Raw genomic sequence first — 22,897 nt, 5'->3', positions numbered from 1 at the left:
GATGAAATGCACCTTTTAACCGAAACCAAATACTTATAAATGGGATTTTTTGATTTCTTGACCGAGGAAATTGCTATTGACTTAGGTACGGCAAACACCCTCATCATTCACGCTGACAAAGTAGTCGTTGACAGTCCATCTATTGTTGCCAGAGACCGCATCACAGGTAAAATTATCGCTGTTGGTAAAGAAGCCAACATGATGCAAGGTAAAACACATGAAAACATAAAGACCATTAGGCCATTGAAAGATGGGGTTATTGCCGATTTTGATGCTTCTGAAAAGATGATCAATATGTTCATTAAGAACATTCCGGCCTTAAAGAAAAAATGGTTTCCACCTGCATTGCGAATGGTCATTTGTATTCCTTCAGGAATTACTGAGGTTGAAATGCGTGCAGTAAAAGAGTCTGCAGAACGTGTTAATGGAAAAGAGGTATACCTTATTCACGAACCAATGGCCGCAGCAATCGGTATTGGTCTTGATATCATGCAACCCAAAGGAAACATGATTGTTGATATAGGTGGTGGTACAACAGAAATTGCTGTTATCGCATTAGGTGGTATCGTTTGTGATAAATCAGTTAAAATTGCAGGTGATGTTTTCACCAATGATATTATATACTATATGCGAACTCAGCATAACCTTTATGTGGGAGAAACTACGGCAGAGGCAATTAAAATTGAAATAGGTTCTGCTACCGAAGACTTACAGACCCCACCTGATGAAAAATCGGTACAGGGTCGTGATCTTCTAACAGGTAAACCAAAACAAGTACAGATCTCTTATAGAGAAATTGCCAAAGCATTAGATAAATCTATTTTAAGGGTTGAAGATGCGGTTATGGAAACATTGTCGCAGACTCCTCCAGAATTAGCAGCTGATATTTATAATACTGGTATTTATCTTGCCGGTGGTGGCTCAATGTTAAGAGGATTGGATAGAAGGCTTTCTCAAAAAACCGATTTACCCGTCTATATTGCTGAAGACCCTTTGAGGGCAGTTGTAAGAGGTACAGGGATTGCTTTGAAAAACTTGGAACGGTATAAGAGCATTTTGATTAAATAAATGGCTCGATAAGAGATGTTTCAAATAGGTTCGGTTATTCAATAGCCGGCTTCACAAAACGAACAGTGAATGCAGCAGATAATCAACTTTATAATTCGATATAAAAACTTTTTGCTTTATATCTTTCTGTTGATTATTTCATTAGGATTTACAATTCAATCACATTCGTATCATCAATCCAAATTTTTTAATTCTTCAAATTGGATAGCTGGTAATATCTATGGCTTTTCCCATGGCATAACTACTTATTTTTCTTTGGACGAAGAAAATGAAAAATTACTTCAAGAAAATAAAAGGCTGAGAGATCAGTTGTTCAACAAAGAGTTAGTTTCCCCTGTAAGAATAGACTCCTCGAATATAAAATACACTATTGTTTCGGGCCAGGTAATAAAGAACAGTTATGCAGATCATCGAAACTATATTACAATTAACAGAGGTGAAAAAGACAGTATTAAACAAGATATGGGGGTTATTACCGCCTTAGGAGTTCTAGGCATTGTGGAGAATACTTCGAATAAGTTTGCAACGGTTCAGAGTATTCTCAATGAAAATTCGAATATCAATGCCAAGATTAAAAACACGACCCATTTTGGGTCATTGATTTGGGATGCTCAAACCTATAATGTGGTACAGTTGGTAGACATTCCTAGATTAGTCCCCTTAACCATAGGTGACACTATTGTCACGGGAGCCATGAGCAGTATTTTTCCAGAGAACATTCCTATAGGAACAATAAAGAAGTTTGATCTAGACGTTTCAAAGAGCTTTTATCAAATAGATGTTACTCTTTTCAACGATATGACCAATATTAAAAACATTTACATTATCAACAACGTAAACCGAAAGGAAATTTTAGAATTGGAAGGGGAAACCAGCAATGAATAGTAGTTATTTTATAAATATAATTCGTTTTGTTCTACTTGTTTTGGTGCAGGTACTGGTTTTCAATAGACTTAATTTTTTCGGATTTATAAATCCCATGGTCTATATTTTGTTTTTATACTGGTATCCAATTAAAGAAAATAGGGCAGCTTTTATTGGATTAAGTTTTTTATTGGGTATCTCTATCGACTTTTTTTCAGATACCATGGCACTAAATGCCGCTTCAACGATTACCATTGCGTATTTAAGACCGGCTATAATGAGGTTTGTGTTCGGAATAAACTATGAGATCCAAAGTTTTAAGTTAAGCAATACCACCAGGGCACAACAATTTACATTTTTAGCGTTATTAATATTAGTACACCATTTGGTTTACTTTTCATTAGAAATTTTCAGTATTGCCAATATATTATTAATTGTTAAAAAAGTATTGTCAATTGGCCTTGCCTCACTTATTTTATGCCTATTGTTTGGCTCATTATTTAGTGTGAACAAAGAATAACAGATGTTTATTCAACCGTTTGTTTAATTTTGAAGATTTGGAAAGAATAAGCGAAAACCGTTCTTTAACTAATTGTTCAACATAAGGGATGTAGTTCCTAAAATTTAATATCATCTTCGATGAAGAAGATTCTTTTATCATCTATTATTCTGATTATAGGAATAACGTTTATTGGTAGGTTGTCTTATCTACAAATATTCAGTTTTTCTACCGATCAGCTTTTAGAGGATCCTGCCATAAAACGAATTCATAATTACCCTGAAAGAGGATATATTTATGATCGCAATGGGAAACTATTGGTAGGTAATGATCCTGCCTATGATGTAATGGTTATTCCTAGAGAAGTTAAACCATTAGATACTTTGGAGTTTTGCAGCCTTATTGGCTTGGATAAGAAGAGTTTTATTCAAAAACTGAAAAGAGCCAGAGTTTATTCCCCGCGGTTACCATCGGTATTGGTGCCACAATTATCAAAAGAGGATTATGCCAAACTTCAAGAAAAAATGAGGCATTTTGCGGGCTTCTATATTCAAAAGCGCTCTCTTAGATATTATGATACCAAAAGCGCGGCAAATGTATTAGGCTATATTAGCGAGGTAAATGAACGCGATTTAGCTCAAAACCCATATTACGTTCAGGGAGAACTAAAAGGTAGAACCGGTGTTGAGCAAACGTATGAAGATACTTTAAGAGGAAGAAAAGGAGTTCAATTTATTCAAAAAGATAGATTCAATAGAGATATTGGACCTTACAAAGATGGTGTAATGGATACCCTTCCGGAGCAAGGAAAGGAAATTAGTATCACAATAGACAAAGTACTTCAAGAATATGGTGAGCGATTAATGCATGGAAAGCGAGGTGGAATAGTTGCAATTGAACCATCATCAGGTGAGATACTATCCATGATTTCAGGTCCAACTTACGATCCATCATTACTAGTTGGGAGAAAGCGTTCAAAAAATTATACCAAGCTCTATTATGATTCTATAGCCAAGCCCACCTGGGACCGCTCTCTTTTAGCAGAACCCTCCCCCGGATCTCCTTTTAAAACACTGAATGCCCTTATCGCTCTTCAAGAAGGCGTTATGACCACAGATACCAAAGTAAGGTGTTACAATGGTTTTTATGTGGGCAAAGTAAAAAAAGGATGTCATTGTGGAGGAGGTATTAGAGACATGAATAGTGGCATCTACAAATCATGTAATGCCTATTTTGCGCATACATTCAGAAGCATCTACGATAAATTTGAAACTACAGATGAAGGTATGGATGTTTGGGAAAAACACATGCGTAGTTTTGGACTTGGTGATTATCTAGGCTCTGATCTACATACAGGAAGACGTGGAAGAATTCCGTCGAAAGAATATTACGACCGATGGTATGGTGATAATAGGTGGACATCTTCATTTATAATTTCAAACTCTATTGGACAAGGAGAGGTTGCCGCAACGCCAATTCAATTAGCGAACATGACAGCTGCCATTGCCAATCGAGGTCACTATTTTACACCCCATATTATTAAAAAAGTTAACGGAAAAGAAATTACTTTTCCTGAATTCACTGAATTAAAACAAACAACAATAGACCGTAAACATTTTGAACCTATAATTCGTGGAATGGCCAATGTTTATGAAAAAGGAACGGCGAAATGGATCAAAATCCCTGGTATAGAGATTGCCGGAAAAACAGGTACGGTTGAAAACTTTACAATCATAGACAGCGTGAAAACACAACTTACCGATCATTCTGTTTTTGTTGCATTCGCTCCAGTAAATAACCCAAAAATCGCAATTGCCGTTTATATTGAAAACGGCTATTATGGTGGTAGATATGCGGGGCATATTGCTTCCTTGATGATCGAAAAATATATTAAAGGAGAAATTACTCGAAAGGACTTGGAGAAACGTATGCTAGAGAAAACTTTGGAACATGAATATGCCAAACCCTATAGTGGGGAGGAATTCAAGATAAACGAATATGTCTGGTAAGAGTCTCGTAAAACGTATTGATTGGCTTACCATTTTAATCTACCTCGGTTTAGTGGCAATAGGATGGGTAAATATATATTCAAGTACATTCACTGATGCTGACCCATCTATCTTTAATTTTGGAACGCTGCATGGCAAACAACTCTTCTTTTTTGGAGTAAGTGTTATTGCAATAATTGTAATTATGGCTCTTGAGGCCAGTTTCTATGAGCGATTTTCCAGTTTAATGTACGTGACGTCAATTGTTCTTCTGTTGGGTTTATTTGTATTCGGGAAAACTATTGCAGGAGCAACTTCATGGTATAATCTTGGCTTTTTTAATTTACAACCTTCAGAGTTTGCGAAAGTGGCCACAGCATTGGCCCTGGCAAAATATTTAAATGATATTCAAACTGATATTAAAAGGCGAAAAGACCAGCTTTATGCTATTGGCATAATCTTATTACCCGCAATTTTAATAATACCCCAACCCGACCCTGGAAGTGCTTTGGTATTCTTTGCACTTGTATTCGTTATATTTAGGGAAGGTTTACCTCTGTATTATTTAGTTATAGGTTTACTCACAATATTGGTTTTTGTGGCTACGTTAATGTTTGGCACAATCTGGATAGGAATAGTATTGGGTTTGATAATCGTATTGTTTTTCCTCCTCAAAAAAAAGAAATTCAAAGTGCCCTTTGTACCCCTTGTTTCCGTCGTTGTTTTGACAATTCTTTTTTCTCTTTCAGTAAACTTTGTATTCAACAATGTTTTTGAACAAAGGCATCGTGATCGTTTTAGCCTTTGGTTACGTTTGGAAAAAGACCCAAATAAGTTGGAAGAAATACGAAAATCGATTGGTTACAATACCTATCAATCGGAAAAAGCTATAGAATCTGGTGGATTTTGGGGAAAAGGCTTTTTAGAAGGAACAAGGACAAAAGGCGATTTTGTTCCTGAGCAGCATACAGATTATATTTTCAGTACGGTTGGTGAGGAGTGGGGTTTTCTCGGCACTGCTTCTGTAATATTACTCTTTAGTTTACTGTTCTTAAGACTTGTATACTTGGCTGAGAGGCAAAAAACTGCCTTTCCGAGAATGTATGGTTATGGCGTTATTTCTATTCTATTAATCCACTATTTCATCAATATTGGAATGGTAATTGGTATTTTGCCTACCATTGGCATTCCGCTACCATTTTTCAGCTATGGCGGGTCAGGATTATTGTTTTTCACCATACTACTTTTCATTTTTTTAAAGCTAGATTCAAACCGGCTGAAAGAGGGAATTTAAAATTTCCATCCAGAAATACTGGATCCGCTCTCTATTTCAGATTCTTTGTCATCAGAAAGATTTTGGAAAAAATCCAAACCGGTAACCTTTTCAATCTTGTTTATGGGAACAATAAAGTTTTGCAATGATTCAGAACTTTCGCGATTAGGCATTAAAAAACCAAGAACTTTTAAATTGTCTTTATCCCCTTTGGCAATAATTTTATAGTAGTACTTCGGAACATCAACATCTTCCTCTCCTATCTCTTCTAGACCATCTTCAAGAACACCTCCAGTTACAATAAACAAATCGCCATACTTTTTTGCCCATCGTCGCACTTGCATTTCCAATCTATTCCATACTCCAGCATTAAAATCACGATCTTGCGGACTAATATTACTTGTATAGAAAGTTTCATTATAAGCATATTCAGAGAAGCGACGATCACCAGCGGGGCATAAATGGCCTCGATCATATCCTGATCCCTTATAATTTCGCCAATCAGCGGATTTAGATTTCACCTTTGGGTCTTCAATAAAATAAGGACGTTTACGGTCATCGTAAGTCAAATGACTTTTCTTTAACATATAGGCAACCCATTCAGCCTGCTCGTATGGCTCATTGTAAGACAGCGAAAAATGGTCATGGATTACGATATTTCCTGTCGAAGAACCAGGAAGAAAATAGGAAGGAATATTTGTCTCAAGTCCATTATCTTCTTGAGTGGAATAAGTAGCTGGAGTATAAAAATTCTCAAACAACCAAAAACCTACAATACATGCCAAGAATAAAACGGTATATATAGTTCTGTTTTTCTTAGTTTGGCTCATAGGCCAAATTTAGTTTAAATTAGTCGTAGTATTGCTAATTGGTTTTGTAAGGTTTGTGATGTTTTTCAGACTAAAGGAAGGACTTCACAAATTACTGAACGAAAAGAGTAGTTTGATTAAAAAGCAATTCAATAAATTTTTTAAAAAAGAAAGGAAACACACCATGCTTACATGGAAAGAGGTTATCAATTTTGCTGTAAAAGGCAATCCAAAACCCGATAGAAGGGTTGAGAAAACAAATGAGGAATGGCAAGAAATTCTCAGCCCTGAACAATTTAGGGTTACCCGTAACAAAGGTACTGAAGCTCCTCATTCAGGTACACTTTGCAGCATTCATGAATCTGGTAAATACAATTGTGTTTGCTGCGACAATCCTCTTTTTGATTCAACGATTAAATTTGAATCTGGAACTGGATGGCCAAGCTTTACGCAACCCGTAAAACAAAATGCAATTAAATATGAAAAAGATACGGCTTTTGGCATGGTTCGGGTAGAGGTCATGTGCAACACCTGCGATGCACATTTGGGTCATGTTTTTCCCGATGGCCCCGAACCAAGTGGTTTACGCTATTGTATTAATTCAGAGTCAATGAAATTAGAACCTGCTGCGGCAGACAAGAAAGAAAGGATTTAAAATGAGTAATAAGAATTTAAAAACGGCAACCTTAGGTGGTGGATGTTTTTGGTGTATTGAGGCTATTTTCAACGAAATAAGAGGTGTAGAAAAGATTGTCTCTGGATACACGGGAGGCACAGCTCCCGGAAAGCCGACTTATAAAGAGGTATGCTCCGGACTAACCGGTCATGCAGAAGTGGTTCAAATAACATTTGACCAAAGCTTTGTTTCATACGAAGATTTGTTGATTATTTTTATGACAAGTCACGATCCAACAACTTTGAACCGCCAAGGAGGTGATTCAGGAACCCAATACCGTTCCGTAATCTATTATCATAATGATAATCAGAAAGAGATTGCAAATGCAGTTTCAAAGGAAATAGCCCCTTATTATGAAAATGTTATTGTTACTGAAATAAGTCCGTTAGGTGTTTTTTACGAAGCAGAAGATTATCATCAAGATTATTATAAAAACAACTCCTCTCAAGGATATTGTAGTGCGGTAATAACACCAAAATTGGCAAAACTTCGCAAAATGCACGCGGATAAGCTGAAGGAAATTTCAGCATAAACATCAAATACATAAATAATTTATATTCAGGGAGTTGATTTCTCCCTGAGTATTGTTATTCACTAATTTTAACTAAGAAATAATTATGAAAAACGACATAAAATATGGAATAGACGGATTTAAAGCACATGAATTCGGGGTGAACCAATGGATAGATGAAGAAGGTAAAATCACTTCCCCAATAAAACTATCTGATTTCGAAGGAAAATTCAAAGTCATTTATTGCTTTCAAAGTTGGTGCCCAGGTTGTCACAGTAGAGGGTTCCCTGCATTACAGGAAATGTCGAAGGCATTAAAGAGCAACAAAAATGTAACGTTTCTTGCTGTGCAAACTGTTTTTGAAGGTCATGACGAGAATACATATGATAAAATAACCGAAATTCAACGAAAATATGAGATTGAAATACCATTTGGCCATGACCCAGGGGATGAAGGCTCGGGAAACATTTCTAAAATAATGAGGCATTATAGAACCGGAGGAACACCTTGGTTCATTTTTATTGATCAAAGGAACAATGTTGTATTCAATGATTTTCATCTGAATGTTGAAAAGGCGATTGCATTTTTAAAAACGATTCACTAAATGAAGAACGTTCCCGAAATAAAATTATATGGTGCTTCCGGCTGTCATAAAACGAAATATTATCAAATGTTCTTGAATGGGACTAAGTTATCCTACAAATTCTTGGATGTTGAGATAAACGAGAATTATGCCAAGGAATTACGTAGTTTATATCAGAATGGCAAACTTAATTTTCCAACAATTACAATTGGAAAAAAGAAATTGCGAAACCCTAATGTTAATGATCTTGAAAAATGGCTGAACAAATTAATTCCTAATAGATCATAATTAATTCACGATATTAAGAACCTAGATCATACTCGCTTATGAAACTGAATATTAAAGACACTTTCAATACTGAGTTACCAGCGGATCCAATTTTGGAAAATAGCCGTAGGCAGGTCAGAGGCGCTTGTTTTTCTTTAGTTACTCCACGAAGAACATCAAATCCAAAATTGCTTCATGTTTCAAATGATATGTTGCAAAAGATTGGGCTCACCGAAAAAGACGTGAAAAACAATTCATTCTTGAAGGTTTTTACCGGAAATGAGGTTTTACCAAATACCAAACCATATGCAATGTGCTATGGTGGCCACCAGTTTGGAAATTGGGCTGGACAGTTAGGCGATGGTCGGGCCATAAATTTATGTGAGGTTGAACACAACAGCGAACATTGGGCATTACAATTAAAAGGTGCAGGTGAGACACCCTATTCCCGTACGGCGGATGGATTGGCCGTTTTGCGATCATCAATTCGTGAATATTTGTGTAGTGAGGCCATGTTTCATTTGGGTGTCCCCACAACAAGGGCACTCTCACTGGCCCTTACAGGAGACCAAGTGCTACGTGACGTCATGTATGATGGTAATCCTGCCTATGAAAAAGGGGCGGTTGTTTGTAGAACTTCACCATCCTTTATACGGTTTGGTAATTTTGAGATTTTAGCAGCAAGAAACGAGATTTCCACACTTAAAAAATTAACTGACTATACGATTGAACATTTCTTTACTCATTTAGGCAAACCATCAAAAGAAGTTTATTTACAGTTTTTCAAAGAGGTAGCAGACAGCAGTTTAAAAATGGTTATTGAATGGCAACGTGTTGGTTTTGTTCATGGCGTCATGAATACCGATAATATGTCTATTCTGGGATTGACAATTGATTATGGACCATATGGCTGGTTAGAAGGTTATGACCCAGATTGGACCCCTAACACCACCGATCGTCAATTTAAACGTTACAGGTTTGACAATCAACCAGATATTGTTCTTTGGAATTTATATCAACTAGCCAATGCGCTTTATCCCTTAATTGAAGAAACAGAAACCTTAGACCTTATACTTACAGATTATAGGTCATCATTCACTAAGGATTACCAGAATATGATGCGTTCTAAATTAGGCCTTTTTAAATCAAAGAATGATGATTCAATTCTAATAAAGGAATTAGAGGACATCTTACAGCTATCCGAAACCGATATGACCATATTCTTTAGGAATCTTGGCAATTACGAAGTTGGAAAACCCGATGAAGGGATAAAAGTTATTTCAGATGCATTTTATAAACTTTCTGATGTTAATGAATCAATTAGAAAAAAATGGGATGATTGGTTCTTAAGATATGATAATCGCCTCAAGTTAGGGGTAGAAGTCACACAAATTGAACGCAAAGAAAAAATGGATAGCATAAACCCCAAATATGTACTGCGCAATTACATGGCTCAAATGGCCATTGATAACGCTGATAAGGGAAATTATTCATTAATAGAGGAAATATATACTTTGCTCAAAAAACCCTATTCTGAGCAGCCTAAATATAAAAAGTGGTTTGCAAAACGCCCTGAATGGGCCAGACACAAAGTTGGTTGTTCAATGCTCTCTTGTAGTTCTTAATAAGTTTGCCAAACCAATGAACTAAAAAATAAAAGCAAGTTATGCAACATATTATCCTCAATTATTTTCCAAAGTTCATTTAGTCATCAAATTCTTCATATTTTATGAGAATCAACGCAGATAAATACCGAACAAAAAGCTATATTTGAGATGGTTTAAATTTAAACTGAACGACATTTGTTCAAAATAAAAATTGAGGATTTTAAAACGACCTTGTTTAAAACAGGTCGATTTTTTTTTGCTTTATCTAAATTTCAACCAAAATTTGAATACCAACCTTAAACCAAAACAATTATGGGTAAAATGAAGACAACGAAAATCAACATCTATTTTATAACTATTGTTATTACTCTAGGTGGATTATTGTTCGGATATGATACTGGAGTAATCAATGGAACCCAGTTTTATTTCTCAAAGTATTTTGAATTGACTGGAGCAATAAAAGGCTTTATCGTCAGTAGTGCACTTTTGGGTGCATTGGTGGGTGCTGCATCGGCAGGGGTTATCAGCAAGTCCATTGGGAGAAAAAATTCATTGATTATCTCGGCCATACTTTTCTTTATTTCCGCTTGGGGATCAGGTTTACCAAGTATGCTGCCAGAATCGACCACATTGTTGGTGATTTTTAGGCTTATAGGTGGTATCGCTATAGGAATGGCTTCTATGAACGCACCAATGTATATAGCAGAGATTGCCCCTGCCAAGAATAGAGGTGTTTTGGTTACTTTCTATCAGCTGGCAGTTGTTATTGGCTTTTTTGTTGTTTTTCTAGTCACGTATTTTATTGGTGCCGAATTAAGTGAGAGTGAAAATATCGCGTTTGGATGGAGAAATATGTTTTGGTCCGAATTGGTACCAGCTGGATTATTTTTAATCTTGTTGTTCTTTGTTCCAAAAAGTCCGCGATGGCTAATGATAAAAGGTAAAGAGGAAGAAGCTGAAAATATATTGACACGAATTCACGGTGAGGAAGTAGCTAGTAAGGAAATCAAGGAGATTAGAGAAAATATCAAAGCTGAAAGCACCAAAGTAAAAGCCTCAATTCTCAGTAAAACAATGTTACCTATTGTAATTATTGGAACAGTTCTCTCAGTATTACAACAATTTACAGGAATCAACGCGGTTCTATATTATGGTGCCGACATCTTTGAACAGGCCCTAGGGTTTGGACAGGACGATGTACTATTGCAACAAATTCTATTGGCTACTGTCAACCTACTATTTACATTTATTGCAATGTTCACCGTTGATAAATTAGGTAGAAAACCTTTATTGATTATCGGTGGTTTCGGAATGTTGATAGGGTTTTTGATGATGGGCTTCACGCTATATTTCAGTGATTACTCACAAATCAATTCTGCAGGAATGCCAACTATTTCTTCAGCAGAGGGCATAATTAGTTTAATAGGCGTTTTGATTTTCATTGGCTCATTCGCCATGTCAATGGGCCCAATTGTTTGGGTTTTATTGGCTGAGATATTTCCTAATAAAATTAGAAGTGCCGCTATGGCAGTTGCGGTTGCCGGACAATGGTTGGCCAACTATTTTGTTTCCCAATCATTCCCAATGATCGTTGAAAGTGATGCAAATAGATTGATTATGGATGGAGGAACATGGAACAATGCCCTACCCTATTTTATATTTTCAGCCTTCATTGTGGTTATTATCGTTTTCGTCTACAAATATATCCCTGAAACGAAAGGTAAAACTCTAGAAGAAATGGAAGCCCTATTCGAAAAAAAATAGGCGTTCACTGAAAATGATAATACTGGTTATTTTTCTAATAACCGTATAATGCCCGGCTTTAATAAAGTCGGGCATTTATTTAATCCGTTTGGGAAATGAATTGGGCAAGCTCAAAACAAAACCCTAGGATATTAAAAACAAAGAACCCTGACCTTAAGGTCAGGGTTCTTAATAAATTCTTTCTTTATAAGCTTTTAACCTTTTACACTGGCCAATTTAGCATGTTTAATATTGTTAATTTTAAGGTCTTGCAAAACATTCACCGCCTCTTCAATATAAACATCTTTGGCAAGGTCCTGGTGCCAACGATTTCTTTTCTCTCTTAAATCTGCATCTTTGGTAAATAACTCTTCCTCATATTTTAAAGATTCAAAAGTTAATTTTGAATCATATTCCGAAAGCGATTTAAAATAATCAGACTTGGCCTTATCCTTCTTTTCTTCTTCCTTATAGATATCATAGTTCAAAGAAATTAGGTTATCGTCCTGCTCAGATTTTATCCATTTGGCATTTTCTTCAATTAATTTTATCTGGTCGTTAGCCTCCATTCTTTTATTACTATTGGCTATGGTTTGTTCATAATCTATATACCCATCCCATAAATCGTACTCCGCTGGAGTGATTTTATCCCACTTTAGAGGGTTGGACTGGTCTCTTTCCCCTAAATCAATATAGCTGTATTTGTCTGGCACCACGACATCACTCTTAACACCTTCTAACTGTGTTGAACCTCCATTTATTCTATAAAACTTTTGAGTAGTCAATTTAATAGCACCTAAATCACCATGCTCATTACTGCGTACAATATTATCTAACGGAATTACATTCTGCACAGTTCCTTTACCGAAGGTTTGTTTACTTCCGATTACTATTGCCCTTTTATAGTCCTGCATTGCAGCAGCCAAAATTTCAGAAGCCGAAGCTGACAACTCATTCACCAAAATAACCAAGGGTCCATCCCATTGAATTCGTTCATCTTTATCGTCATAAACATCTTTGTTCTTACCACCAGAACGCACTTGTACAATAGGCCCGTCTTTAATAAACAAACCGGCCATTTCAACAACAGTTTTTAAAGATCCACCACCGTTATCTCGAAGGTCAAGAATCAATCCTTCAGCACCTTCTTGTTTTAATCGTTCTACTTCTTTGGCAACATCGGTCGCGGCATTCCTCTCAGAGTAATCATTAAAGTCAACATAAAACTTTGGAAGATTTATAAGTCCAAAATGTTGATTATCCTTGATGATATTAGCTGATTTCGCATACGATTCTTCCAACTCAACAATGTCTCTAGTCAACGAAATAACTTCGACAGAACCATCTACTTTTCTAACGGTAAGATCTACAACGGTACCTTCCGGGCCCTTAATCAATTTAATTGCATCATCCAATCGCATTCCAACAATATCAATCGGGTCTTTGCCATCTTGACCAACCCTAATGATTTCATCACCTACTTCTAATCTTTTATCTCTCCAAACTGGACCTCCTGATATTACCTCTACGATTTTAGCGCCTTCTGGCTTTTTTTGCAAGCGAGCTCCAATTCCTTCAAATTTACCAGACATGCTCACATCGAACTTTTCTTTATCCTCTGGTGCAAAATAGAAAGTATGTGGATCAAACTCATCAACTATGGTATTGATATACTGAACAAACCAATCTTTTCGTTCAAGATCATCAACAAAGTCAAAAAACTCATCCAAGGTTTTTTGTGTAGACTTCCTTGATTCTATTTCAGCCTCTTCTGGAGTCCTTGATTCTTCCAATTTGGTGTTGGCAAACTTTTCTTCCGTAGAAAGTTCATTGATTACATTACCATCTACAACAACCGTTTTGGTGTCACTAGTCTTTTTTACCTTTCTCAACTTCGAATCATATGTACCCAAAGTAGCATACTTCAATTGTTTTCTCCATCTTTCCTTCAAATCAGATCTAGAGGCAGAAAAAAGTTCTTTTTCATAATCTATACTTATACTTTCTTCAACACCGTAATCAAACGGATCAGCCAAAACTTCTTTATAAATAACCTTGGCATCCTGCATTCTTGTCATCAACCGATCATAGACCAAATTGAAGAAAGTAATATCGGTATTCTTGATTTGATCATCAATCTGAAACTTGTATTGTTCAAAATCCATTATATCAGCTTCTAAGAAATACCTTTTTGTTGGATCAAGAACATCAATAAAGTCTTCAAACACATTAACAGAAAAATCGTCATTGATGTCTTTGGGTTCATAATGCCCTCTTTCCAAGACATAAGTGATTAAATCCAACAACAACTTATCCTTGTCATCGTTCTCAAAAGATTTATTAGTAAAACCACATGAAGCTACAGCAACAAGCATGGCAATTAGAGCGTAGGCTAGATTCCTTTTCATAAAATGTTCGTTGTTATTGATTAATAACTTTTACTTTTTTCAAGTCTTAAACTCGCTTGTTACATTTCTAGAACATAACTAATTCCCTAATATACTGAAAAAACCATGCCATTGCTTGGGTGGCAGGCATTAAATTTTTGTTAAACAGCCTTTGGGAACATATCTTTTTTTAAACGTATTTTTACCTAATAAAGTATATTAAATGGATAAACCGCTTATTCTGGTAACAAATGATGATGGGATTACCGCTCCTGGACTAAGGTCTTTGGTGCGTTTTATGGCGGAAATAGGGGATGTTGTCGTTGTAGCTCCTGATAGTCCACAATCAGGTATGGGTCATGCTATTACCTTGGATAGTACTTTATATTCCTCCAAAATTGAAATAGACTCTAATGATGGCGTCATTGCCGAATATAGTTGCAGTGGAACTCCCGCAGATTGTGTCAAATTGGGTTTACAGGAGTTATTGGACCGCAAACCCGATATTTGTATCAGCGGTATCAATCATGGGTCAAATTCATCCATAAATGTGATTTATTCTGGAACTATGAGTGCGGCCATTGAAGCTGGTATAGAAGGTGTGCCCGCCATAGGCTTCTCCTTATGTGATTACAGTTGGAACGCCGATTTCGAAGCTACCGGCGAGGCGGTAAAGAGTATTGTTCTGGAAGCATTGAAAAATGGTATGCCCAAGGGTGTTGTTCTTAATGTAAACATTCCCAAATTGCCAAAAGAAGAATTGAAGGGAATAAAAATCTGTAGACAGGCTAGAGCCAATTGGAAAGAAAAATTTGATAAAAGAAAAAATCCAATGGGGAAAGATTACTACTGGTTAACAGGTGAATTTGAATTGTTGGACAAAGGTGAAGATACCGATGAATGGGCTCTGGCAAATGGATATGTTTCCGTAGTACCCACGCAATTTGACCTTACCGCCCACCATGCCATTCAACATATAAATAATTGGAATTTAAATGAATACTAAAAAAGAGCTTATTATAGGGTTTATAGTTGGCATCATTGCGAATACGATTGGTACTTTAATCTATATCCTTCTATTTTCTGATTTTGGAATAATTGAAACTTTCCAAGCTGCTGTGCAACAGGGCCATATAGGAAGTTTACTTGCCCTTGGGGCAATACTTAATCTCGTTGCCTTTTTCGGGTTTTTGAAATTGCGAAGAGACCAGAGGGCCAAAGGAGTTTTAATTGCCACCATTCTTACTGCGTTGGCAATTCTTTATTATAAAGTATTTTAAAATGAAATACTACATTATCGCAGGCGAAGCATCGGGCGATCTTCACGGATCTAACTTAATCAAGGCCTTGAAAAAGAAGGATTCAAGTGCCGATATCAGGTGTTGGGGTGGTGATTTGATGCAAAACTCGGGCGGTAAACTAGTAAAGCATTATAAGGAAATGGCATTTATGGGGTTTTTGGAAGTTATTCTGAACCTCAATAAAATCTTTAAAAACATTAAGTTTTGCAAATCGGATATTGGGGAGTTTAATCCTGATGTGATTGTTTTTATTGATTATTCCGGATTCAATCTTAGAATAGCCGAATGGGCCAAACAAAACAATTTTAAAACAAATTATTATATATCTCCACAGATTTGGGCATCGCGGGAAGGACGTATTGCCAAAATAAAAAGAGATATCGATGCTATCTATGTCATCCTTCCGTTTGAAAAAGAGTTTTACGAGAAAAAACATGGTTTTCCTGTTCATTTTGTAGGCCATCCGCTAATCGATGCTATTTCAGAACGAAAGACCATCGATGAAAAACAATTTAGAGAAGAGAATAGTCTTGACACCAACAAACCAATTATTGCCTTACTCCCTGGGAGCAGAAAACAAGAAGTGCAAAAAATGCTTCTTACAATGCTTTCGGTAATCAATGATTATCCTCAACATCAATTTGTAATTGCTGGCGCTCCCAGTCTAGAACGGGATTTTTATAACACTTTCTTAGAGGATTTCAACGTTGGCTTTGTAAATGACAAAACATATGACCTTTTGAATATATCCCATGCGGCTTTGGTAACCAGTGGCACAGCAACCTTGGAAACTGCACTTTTTAAAGTTCCACAAGTAGTCTGTTACAAGGCAAATTGGATTTCTTATCAAATCGCCAAACGCATAATCACATTGGATTTTATTTCCTTAGTGAATTTAATCATGAAAAAAGAGGTGGTGAAGGAGCTGATTCAAGGTGAACTGAGTTCAAAAAACCTTAAAAAAGAATTGGATTTAATCCTTGCCGGACCAACACGTGATAAACAATTGGAGTCCTACGATTCATTGACCAAGAAACTTGGTGGAAAGGGCGCAAGTGAAAAGGCTGCCAAGCTAATTGTAGAAAATGCTTAATTTTGATATCCAAGGACATGTAACTCGCTTTGGATGAATCGAATACTTCCATTATTCTTACTCTTTATTTTTTTAGGTGGCTGTATTGCCAAAAAAAGGACGACCTATAGCAAAGAACGAAAGGTTACCGTTGAGGCCTCAGATACGCCCTCGACTATTGCTGAAGATTCAACATTAGTTAATATTCAACCAAAAGAAAACATTAAAACAAATTCGAAAGCCAATGACATTATCAATACGGCATTGACCTTTTCTGGAGTACGATATAAATACGGTGGCACCACAAAAAAGGGAATGGATTGTTCTGGTTTATTGTATGTGTCATTTAAAGAACACGATGTTTCTATTCCTAGAGTTTCACACGAAATGGCCAACAAAGGCAAACGTATTCGCGTTAACCAAGTTGAAAAAGGAGACCTTCTTTTTTTCAAAACCACAAGAAGAGGAAAAAAAATAAATCATGTAGGCATGGTAGTAACCGTCGAAAACAACGAAATAAAATTTATTCATGCCTCTTCATCTAGAGGTGTAATTGTGTCTTCTTTAAGAGAAGGTTATTGGAATTATGCCTTCGTGAAAGCTACAAGAATCCTATAAGATGAATTTGTTGAAATTCGTTCCCATTAAACTAACCATATTATTGGTTTTTGGTATTCTAATAGGTTACAATTTCAACTTAAATTTCAAATTTGCTTTTCTGGCATTACTAATCAGCACCCTTTCTTTAGGTTTAGTATTCTTGAAAACAAAAGACAATAGCCGCTACCTATTTGGAAGCTTAGCTGTCCTTACGACCATACTTTTGGGGATTACTATTTCAGCACAAGCCAAACCAGGAAGTTATTCCCATCATTACTCAAACTATGCTATAGATAACCAAGTAAGTTTAGTTCTTAAAATCCAAGAGAAACTGAAACCTACAGACTTTTCTTTACGATATATTGCAAAAGTCCAACACTATGAGGGCAAAAAAGCCGTAGGAAAATTGCTGTTGAACTGCACAGTTGATCCTAAATACAGTTCACTTGAAGTAGATGATGAATTGATGGTTTTGTCCGAAATTGTTGAGATTAATTCCCCGCTGAATCCACACCAATTCAACTACAAAAAATATCTCGAACAAAAGGGTATAGCACATCAATTGAACCTAAGCCAAAACAATCATTTTTTCCTTAAATCCAATACAAGAACAATAAAAGGATTGGCATCGGAGATACGAAATAAAATAATTTTAAAACTTAATTCTGCAGGGTTTGATCAAGATGAATTAAGTATTATCCAAGCCTTGTTCCTTGGCCATCGGGATGATATTTCACAAACCACCTATTCTAATTACAAAGATGCGGGCGCTGTTCACATATTGGCTGTATCTGGACTTCACATTGGTATTTTACTATTGTTTCTTCAATTTCTATTACAGCCATTGGAAAGATTACCAAAAGGAAAGTCTATTAAACTAATGCTGATTGTGATATTTCTTTGGGGATTTGCCTTTTTGGCAGGCTTGTCGGCCTCTGTTGTGCGAGCTGTTACCATGTTCTCCTTTGTCGCATATGCTATGTATTTAAACCGTCCTCAAAACACTTTTAACATTTTGGCCCTATCAATGTTTTTCATTCTATTGGTATTTAATCCCCTCTTGGTCTTCGATGTTGGGTTTCAAATGAGTTATGCTGCTGTATTTGCCATAGTTTGGATTTATCCCTTATTGCAAAGGTTCTGGTATCCCAAAAACTGGTTGTTGAACAAAGGTTGGCAATTACTCTCAGTAAGTATTGCCGCACAAATTGGTGTTGTACCTATAAGTCTCTATTATTTTCACCAATTTCCTGGGCTGTTTTTTATTTCCAACTTAGTAATTGTTCCATTTCTTGGACTAATCCTAGGATTAGGTATTATGGTCATTGCCCTAATACTACTGGATTTTGCTCCAAATTCTCTAATCGAGCTTTATAATTTATTGATTGGAGTGATGAATTCGGTTATAGCATGGGTATCGCAACAAGAAACCTTTATTTTAAAAAATATTTCCTTCGATTTTGTTCAACTGCTACTTACCTATGCCCTAATTTTTTCTTTAATAATTGCTTTGACAAAACCAACTTTTAGAAAAATGGCAGCTTTTCTTACTTGTATTGTCCTTTTACAAGGATGGTCAATTTATACATTAAATAAAACATCTAATAAAGAAGCTTTGATTATTGGACATCAAACTAAAAACTCTATTCTTAGTCATCAAAAAGGTAATGAATTGGATGTGTTTTCGTCGGACAGTATTGCGGCAATGAGGATTGTAAACAATTATCAAATCACTGAGAGAATTGACCAAATCAAACATCAAGGTATTGAGAATTCCTTTTCTTATAAAAACAAAAAAATTTTAGTGATAGATTCTACCGGAGTATTTGCAAATGGCATCAAAACTGTTGATTATTTGCTTCTTACCAAATCACCAAAAATAAACCTTGACCGAATTTTAGATTCGCTCCAACCTAAAATGCTTATAGCAGACGGAAGCAACTACAAAACCTATATTGAACGGTGGAAAAGGACTTGTATAAATAAAAAACTCCCTTTTCACTATACTGGCGAAAAGGGAGCATATTTTCTTGATTAACATATTCTAATTATGCCAAATCCTCACTTGTCATTTTTCGTTCATTATCCTCAGCACCATGCGTTAAAGCCTTTAATTTTTTGATAAATAGCCATATTAGCAAACCAAATAAAATACAGAAAACAGCAATACCCGTGAAAACAGTGTATTCTCCAAATTCTGACGCTGATTCTCCCAATAGACCAGCAACTTTGTTTCCAAGACCTGTTGTTGCAAAATAAAGACCCATCATTAAAGATGCATATTTAGCTGGAGCTAATTTAGTTACGAACGATAGAGATACTGGCGAAAGACTCAACTCCCCTACAGTATGGAACAAGTATGCTAAAACCAACCAATACATAGCCGATGAACCTGAACCTTGGTATTCAGCTGTTGCAGCTGTCATAAACAAGAAGCCCATACCCATTATTATAAGACCCATTATCATCTTGAAGAGTGAAGAAGCTTCCTTTCCTTTCAGTTTGCGATTTGCCCAATAGGCCGCCACCGCAGTACCCAAGGTTATGATAAAAAATGCATTTAATGATTGAAACCAAGAAGCAGGAACTTCCCATCCCATTAACATTCTATTTGTATAATCCTTAGCGTAGATATTCATTAGACCGCCTGCCTGCTCAAAAGCTCCAAAAAACACAATCACCATAAGGAAGGAAAGAATCAATACAATTACCCTATCTTTCTCTATTTTGGTGAGCGGTCTTTTAAGCGCTTCTCTATCTTCCTCATTTTCTGATTTGCCTAGGTAGCCACCTACTCCCTTGAGATACTTTTGACCATAAACGAATTGTATAAGACCAAAAAGCATACAAATACCAGCAAGACCAAATCCATAATGCCATCCATAAACTTCACCAACATAGCCAACAATTAAACTGGACAAGAAAGCACCAACGTTAATACCTATATAGAAAATGGTAAACCCTTTATCCCTCCTAATATCTCCTTTCTTATAAAGTCCGCCAACCATTGTAGAAATGTTTGGCTTAAGCATTCCAACCCCGGCAATAATAAAACCGAGACCAGTATAAAATGCCCACATTTGCTCTATGGCCAATACACTGTGCCCAATAACCAAGAGTATTGCCCCAACTATTACGGCCTTTTTTTGACCAAGTATCCTATCTGCAATAATACCTCCTGGAATTGAGGCCACATAAACCAACATAGTATACCAACCGTAAAGAACGAGTGCTTCTTTGTTGGTCCAACCTAATCCCGGATTAGAGTCTGTGGTTTTCGTTACCAAATATAGAACGAGGATAGCTCTCATTCCGTAATAAGAGAAACGCTCCCACATCTCAGTAAAGAATAGTACATAAAGCCCTACTGGATGCCCAAAAAGCTCTTTCTGTTCTGCTGGTTTATCAATTGCTGTCATAAGTTATTTTGTTTGGTTATAGATTATCTTTTACAAATTTGGTCATTTTGTTGTACAACTGTATTCTGGTGTTACCGCCGTAAATACCATGATTACGGTCTGGGTAAATTGCCCAGTCGAATTGTTTATTCGCCTGAATCAATGCCTCAATCATTCGCATGCTGTTTTGTACATGTACATTGTCATCTCCAGATCCATGAATCAACAAATATTTACCTTTTAGCAATTCAGGGTAATTGAAAGGTGAATTATCATCATACCCAGAGGCATTTTCTTGAGGGGTCTGCATATAACGCTCTGTGTAAATGGTATCATAAAAACGCCATGAGGTCACTGGAGCTACTGCAATGGCCATTTCAAATACATCATTCCCCTTTAAAAGACAGTTCGTAGACATAAAGCCTCCATAACTCCAACCCCAAATTCCTGTTCTCTCTTCATCTATATAGGATAACTCACTTAATTTCTTGGCAGCAGATATTTGATCTTCGACCTCGAATTTTCCTAATTCTTTTTGAGTTACTTTTTTAAAATCCCTTCCTTTTAAGCCAGTACCACGTCCATCAACACAAACAACTATGTACCCTTCTGAAACCAGCATTTGATGCCAATAATCATTGGCTCCCATCCAACGGTTGGTCACATTCTGTGAACCGGGACCACTATACTGGTACATGAACAATGGATATTTTTTTGCTGCGTCAAAATCAGTAGGCTTGAGCATATACATGTTCAAGTCATTCCCGTTGATTGAAATAGTAGAAAATTCCCTTGAAGCAACATCATACCCTTTTAGCCTATTAAGCAAGTCATTGTTGTTTTTAATTTCCTTTATCTTTTTACCAGTTTGGGTGTTGTTCAAAGTATATCTATAAGGAGTACTATTGCTAGAGAAAGTGTTTATAAAATAGGTGAAATCTGAACTAAAATCAGCAGAATTTGTCCCTGCCGCAACGGCAAGTTCTTTTTTCTTTTTACCTGAGCTTGATATGCTGTAGACTCCTCGGTTAATTGAGCCATTTTCGGTGGACTGATAATATATTTTGTCCTTTTTTGGGTCATAGCCATAATAATTGGTCACCTCCCATGCTCCCTTAGTTACCTGATTCATCAACGGCCCTTCTTTGCTATACCTGTATATGTGGTTCCAACCGTCTTGTTCACTGGTCCAGATAAAGCTGTCATCAGGTAAAAATGTTAAATTATCAGTGATATCAACATAGCTTTTATCCCTTTCTTCCATTAATAAACGGACTGAATTTTCCTTCGCATTTACTTCAATCAACTTTAAATGATTTTGATGCCGATTAAGAGTTGTTACGCTTAGAGAATTGGCATTATTCATCCATTTAATACGAGGTATATAATAAGGATTTCCCAAATCTATTTTAGCGGAACTAGCAGTAGCCGTATCGTACATATGAAGAGTAATCAATGCATTTTCTTCTCCTGCTTTTGGGTATTTGAATACGTTTTGTTTTTGATATAATTCTGCTCCATAAACATCCATTGAGAACTCGGGAACATTGGTTTCGTCAAAACGCAAAAAGGCAATTTTTGTACCATTTGAATTCCATTCAAAAGCCCTAACAAAAGCAAACTCCTCTTCATAAACCCAATCGGTCACACCATTTATGATTTTATTTTTTACACCATCGGTCGTAATCTGTTTGGTTTGCTTAGAATCAATATCAAAAACATAAAGATTATTGTTCTTGACAAAAGCCACTTGCTTTCCATTAGGTGAAAGTAATGGCTCTTGAATTTTATCCTCTGAGATTCTGGTTACCGAACCGTCAACTATGTTATAAACATAAAAGACACCCAAGGTTGAGTGTCTAAAAATCGGTTCAATATCTGTAGCAAGAAGTATATTGTTCTCATCCTTACTGAAAGAATACGAACTAAAGGCCGGTATTTCGTCGTTATTCGCAGAACTTAAAATCGTCTCTACCTTTTCCAAGGTTTTGTAATCATATTTGTCAATACTTGTAGATTTATCTGCTTGGTTGCGACTTAAAACCGTATATTGTTTACCATTCTTCATAGATCGCAATACTTCCAACCCGCTAGTTCTAAACGTTCCCTGATAAATTTCCTCTACAGTAATTTTTTTTTGTTGTGCAATAACGGTGGTAACCAAACCAACAAAAAAAAGCAAAAGAATGTGTCGTTTAATCATATTATTCCCAAAAATGTTATAATCTTTCAAGTTTAGTGAATATTTTAC

Annotated in this window: 19 protein-coding genes; 15 read left to right on the top strand and 4 right to left on the bottom strand. The window is 36.2% G+C overall.

Annotated features, from left to right (window positions below; genetic code table 11):
- Nucleotides 1-39: 39 nt before the first annotated feature.
- The 4 genes from FB2170_RS09655 (at nt 40) to rodA (ending at nt 5,713) form a co-directional block, all read left to right on the top strand.
- Nucleotides 40-1,068: a rod shape-determining protein gene (locus FB2170_RS09655; protein ID WP_013306367.1), complete on the top strand. Its 1,029-nt coding sequence runs from the start codon at nt 40-42 to the stop codon at nt 1,066-1,068.
- 69 nt (nt 1,069-1,137) lie between these two features.
- Nucleotides 1,138-1,953: a rod shape-determining protein MreC gene (mreC, locus tag FB2170_RS09650; RefSeq protein WP_013306366.1), complete on the top strand. Its 816-nt coding sequence runs from the start codon at nt 1,138-1,140 to the stop codon at nt 1,951-1,953.
- A 618-nt stretch (nt 1,954-2,571) separates the two neighbouring features.
- On the top strand, nt 2,572-4,440 hold the full coding sequence (locus tag FB2170_RS09640; RefSeq protein ID WP_013306364.1) for a peptidoglycan D,D-transpeptidase FtsI family protein: 1,869 nt from the start codon (nt 2,572-2,574) through the stop codon (nt 4,438-4,440).
- Nucleotides 4,430-5,713, top strand: a complete 1,284-nt coding sequence (gene rodA, locus FB2170_RS09635) for a rod shape-determining protein RodA (protein WP_013306363.1) — start codon at nt 4,430-4,432, stop codon at nt 5,711-5,713. Before FB2170_RS09640 ends, rodA begins: the two co-directional genes overlap by 11 nt.
- Here the strand turns inward: rodA and FB2170_RS09630 are convergent.
- Nucleotides 5,710-6,522, bottom strand: a complete 813-nt coding sequence (locus tag FB2170_RS09630) for a DNA/RNA non-specific endonuclease (RefSeq protein WP_013306362.1) — start codon at nt 6,520-6,522, stop codon at nt 5,710-5,712. The genes rodA and FB2170_RS09630 overlap by 4 nt on opposite strands.
- 163 nt (nt 6,523-6,685) lie before the next feature.
- On the opposite strand from FB2170_RS09630, the gene msrB reads away from it, so the two are divergent.
- From msrB to FB2170_RS09600, 6 genes are all read left to right on the top strand, one after another.
- Complete coding sequence (gene msrB / locus FB2170_RS09625; protein WP_041633151.1) at nt 6,686-7,156, top strand: peptide-methionine (R)-S-oxide reductase MsrB; 471 nt, start codon at nt 6,686-6,688, stop codon at nt 7,154-7,156.
- Between the two features lies 1 nt (nt 7,157).
- Entirely contained in the window at nt 7,158-7,709 is a 552-nt protein-coding gene (gene msrA / locus FB2170_RS09620) for a peptide-methionine (S)-S-oxide reductase MsrA (protein WP_013306360.1), read from the top strand.
- Nucleotides 7,710-7,794: 85 nt separating this feature from the next.
- Nucleotides 7,795-8,292 (top strand): peroxiredoxin family protein, encoded by a 498-nt coding sequence (locus FB2170_RS09615; RefSeq protein WP_013306359.1) that lies wholly within the window; start codon nt 7,795-7,797, stop codon nt 8,290-8,292.
- Nucleotides 8,293-8,559 (top strand): glutaredoxin domain-containing protein, encoded by a 267-nt coding sequence (locus FB2170_RS09610; protein ID WP_013306358.1) that lies wholly within the window; start codon nt 8,293-8,295, stop codon nt 8,557-8,559.
- A gap of 38 nt (nt 8,560-8,597) precedes the next feature.
- Nucleotides 8,598-10,163, top strand: a complete 1,566-nt coding sequence (locus FB2170_RS09605) for a protein adenylyltransferase SelO (RefSeq protein ID WP_013306357.1) — start codon at nt 8,598-8,600, stop codon at nt 10,161-10,163.
- Nucleotides 10,164-10,457: 294 nt separating this feature from the next.
- Nucleotides 10,458-11,909, top strand: a complete 1,452-nt coding sequence (locus tag FB2170_RS09600; protein ID WP_013306356.1) for a sugar porter family MFS transporter — start codon at nt 10,458-10,460, stop codon at nt 11,907-11,909.
- A gap of 194 nt (nt 11,910-12,103) precedes the next feature.
- Here the strand turns inward: FB2170_RS09600 and FB2170_RS09595 are convergent, their stop codons facing one another.
- Nucleotides 12,104-14,296, bottom strand: coding sequence for a carboxy terminal-processing peptidase (locus FB2170_RS09595; RefSeq protein ID WP_013306355.1), 2,193 nt, complete (start codon nt 14,294-14,296; stop codon nt 12,104-12,106).
- Between the two features lie 202 nt (nt 14,297-14,498).
- Between FB2170_RS09595 and surE the strand changes: the two genes are divergently transcribed.
- From surE to FB2170_RS09570, 5 genes are read left to right on the top strand one after another with little or no spacing between them, the layout of a single operon-like run.
- Nucleotides 14,499-15,281, top strand: a complete 783-nt coding sequence (gene surE / locus FB2170_RS09590; RefSeq protein ID WP_013306354.1) for a 5'/3'-nucleotidase SurE — start codon at nt 14,499-14,501, stop codon at nt 15,279-15,281.
- On the top strand, nt 15,271-15,555 hold the full coding sequence (locus FB2170_RS09585) for a hypothetical protein (RefSeq protein ID WP_013306353.1): 285 nt from the start codon (nt 15,271-15,273) through the stop codon (nt 15,553-15,555). Before surE ends, FB2170_RS09585 begins: the two co-directional genes overlap by 11 nt.
- Before the next feature lies 1 nt (nt 15,556).
- Nucleotides 15,557-16,669, top strand: coding sequence for a lipid-A-disaccharide synthase (lpxB, locus tag FB2170_RS09580; protein ID WP_013306352.1), 1,113 nt, complete (start codon nt 15,557-15,559; stop codon nt 16,667-16,669).
- A gap of 33 nt (nt 16,670-16,702) precedes the next feature.
- On the top strand, nt 16,703-17,266 hold the full coding sequence (locus tag FB2170_RS09575) for a C40 family peptidase (RefSeq protein ID WP_013306351.1): 564 nt from the start codon (nt 16,703-16,705) through the stop codon (nt 17,264-17,266).
- A gap of 1 nt (nt 17,267) precedes the next feature.
- Nucleotides 17,268-19,286, top strand: coding sequence for a ComEC/Rec2 family competence protein (locus tag FB2170_RS09570; RefSeq protein ID WP_013306350.1), 2,019 nt, complete (start codon nt 17,268-17,270; stop codon nt 19,284-19,286).
- Between the two features lie 10 nt (nt 19,287-19,296).
- On the opposite strand, the gene FB2170_RS09565 is transcribed toward FB2170_RS09570, so the two are convergent.
- A complete protein-coding gene (locus tag FB2170_RS09565) occupies nt 19,297-20,667 on the bottom strand; it encodes a peptide MFS transporter (protein ID WP_013306349.1) in 1,371 nt (456 codons plus the stop codon).
- 16 nt (nt 20,668-20,683) lie between these two features.
- A complete protein-coding gene (locus FB2170_RS09560; protein ID WP_013306348.1) occupies nt 20,684-22,849 on the bottom strand; it encodes a S9 family peptidase in 2,166 nt (721 codons plus the stop codon).
- Nucleotides 22,850-22,897 lie beyond the last annotated feature (48 nt).

Origin of the sequence: Maribacter sp. HTCC2170 (genome assembly GCF_000153165.2) — a bacterium.
In the GTDB taxonomy this organism is placed as follows: domain Bacteria; phylum Bacteroidota; class Bacteroidia; order Flavobacteriales; family Flavobacteriaceae; genus Maribacter_A.
The sequence above is the reverse complement of the archived record's forward strand: the minus strand, read 5'-3'. Positions and strand labels throughout refer to the sequence as shown.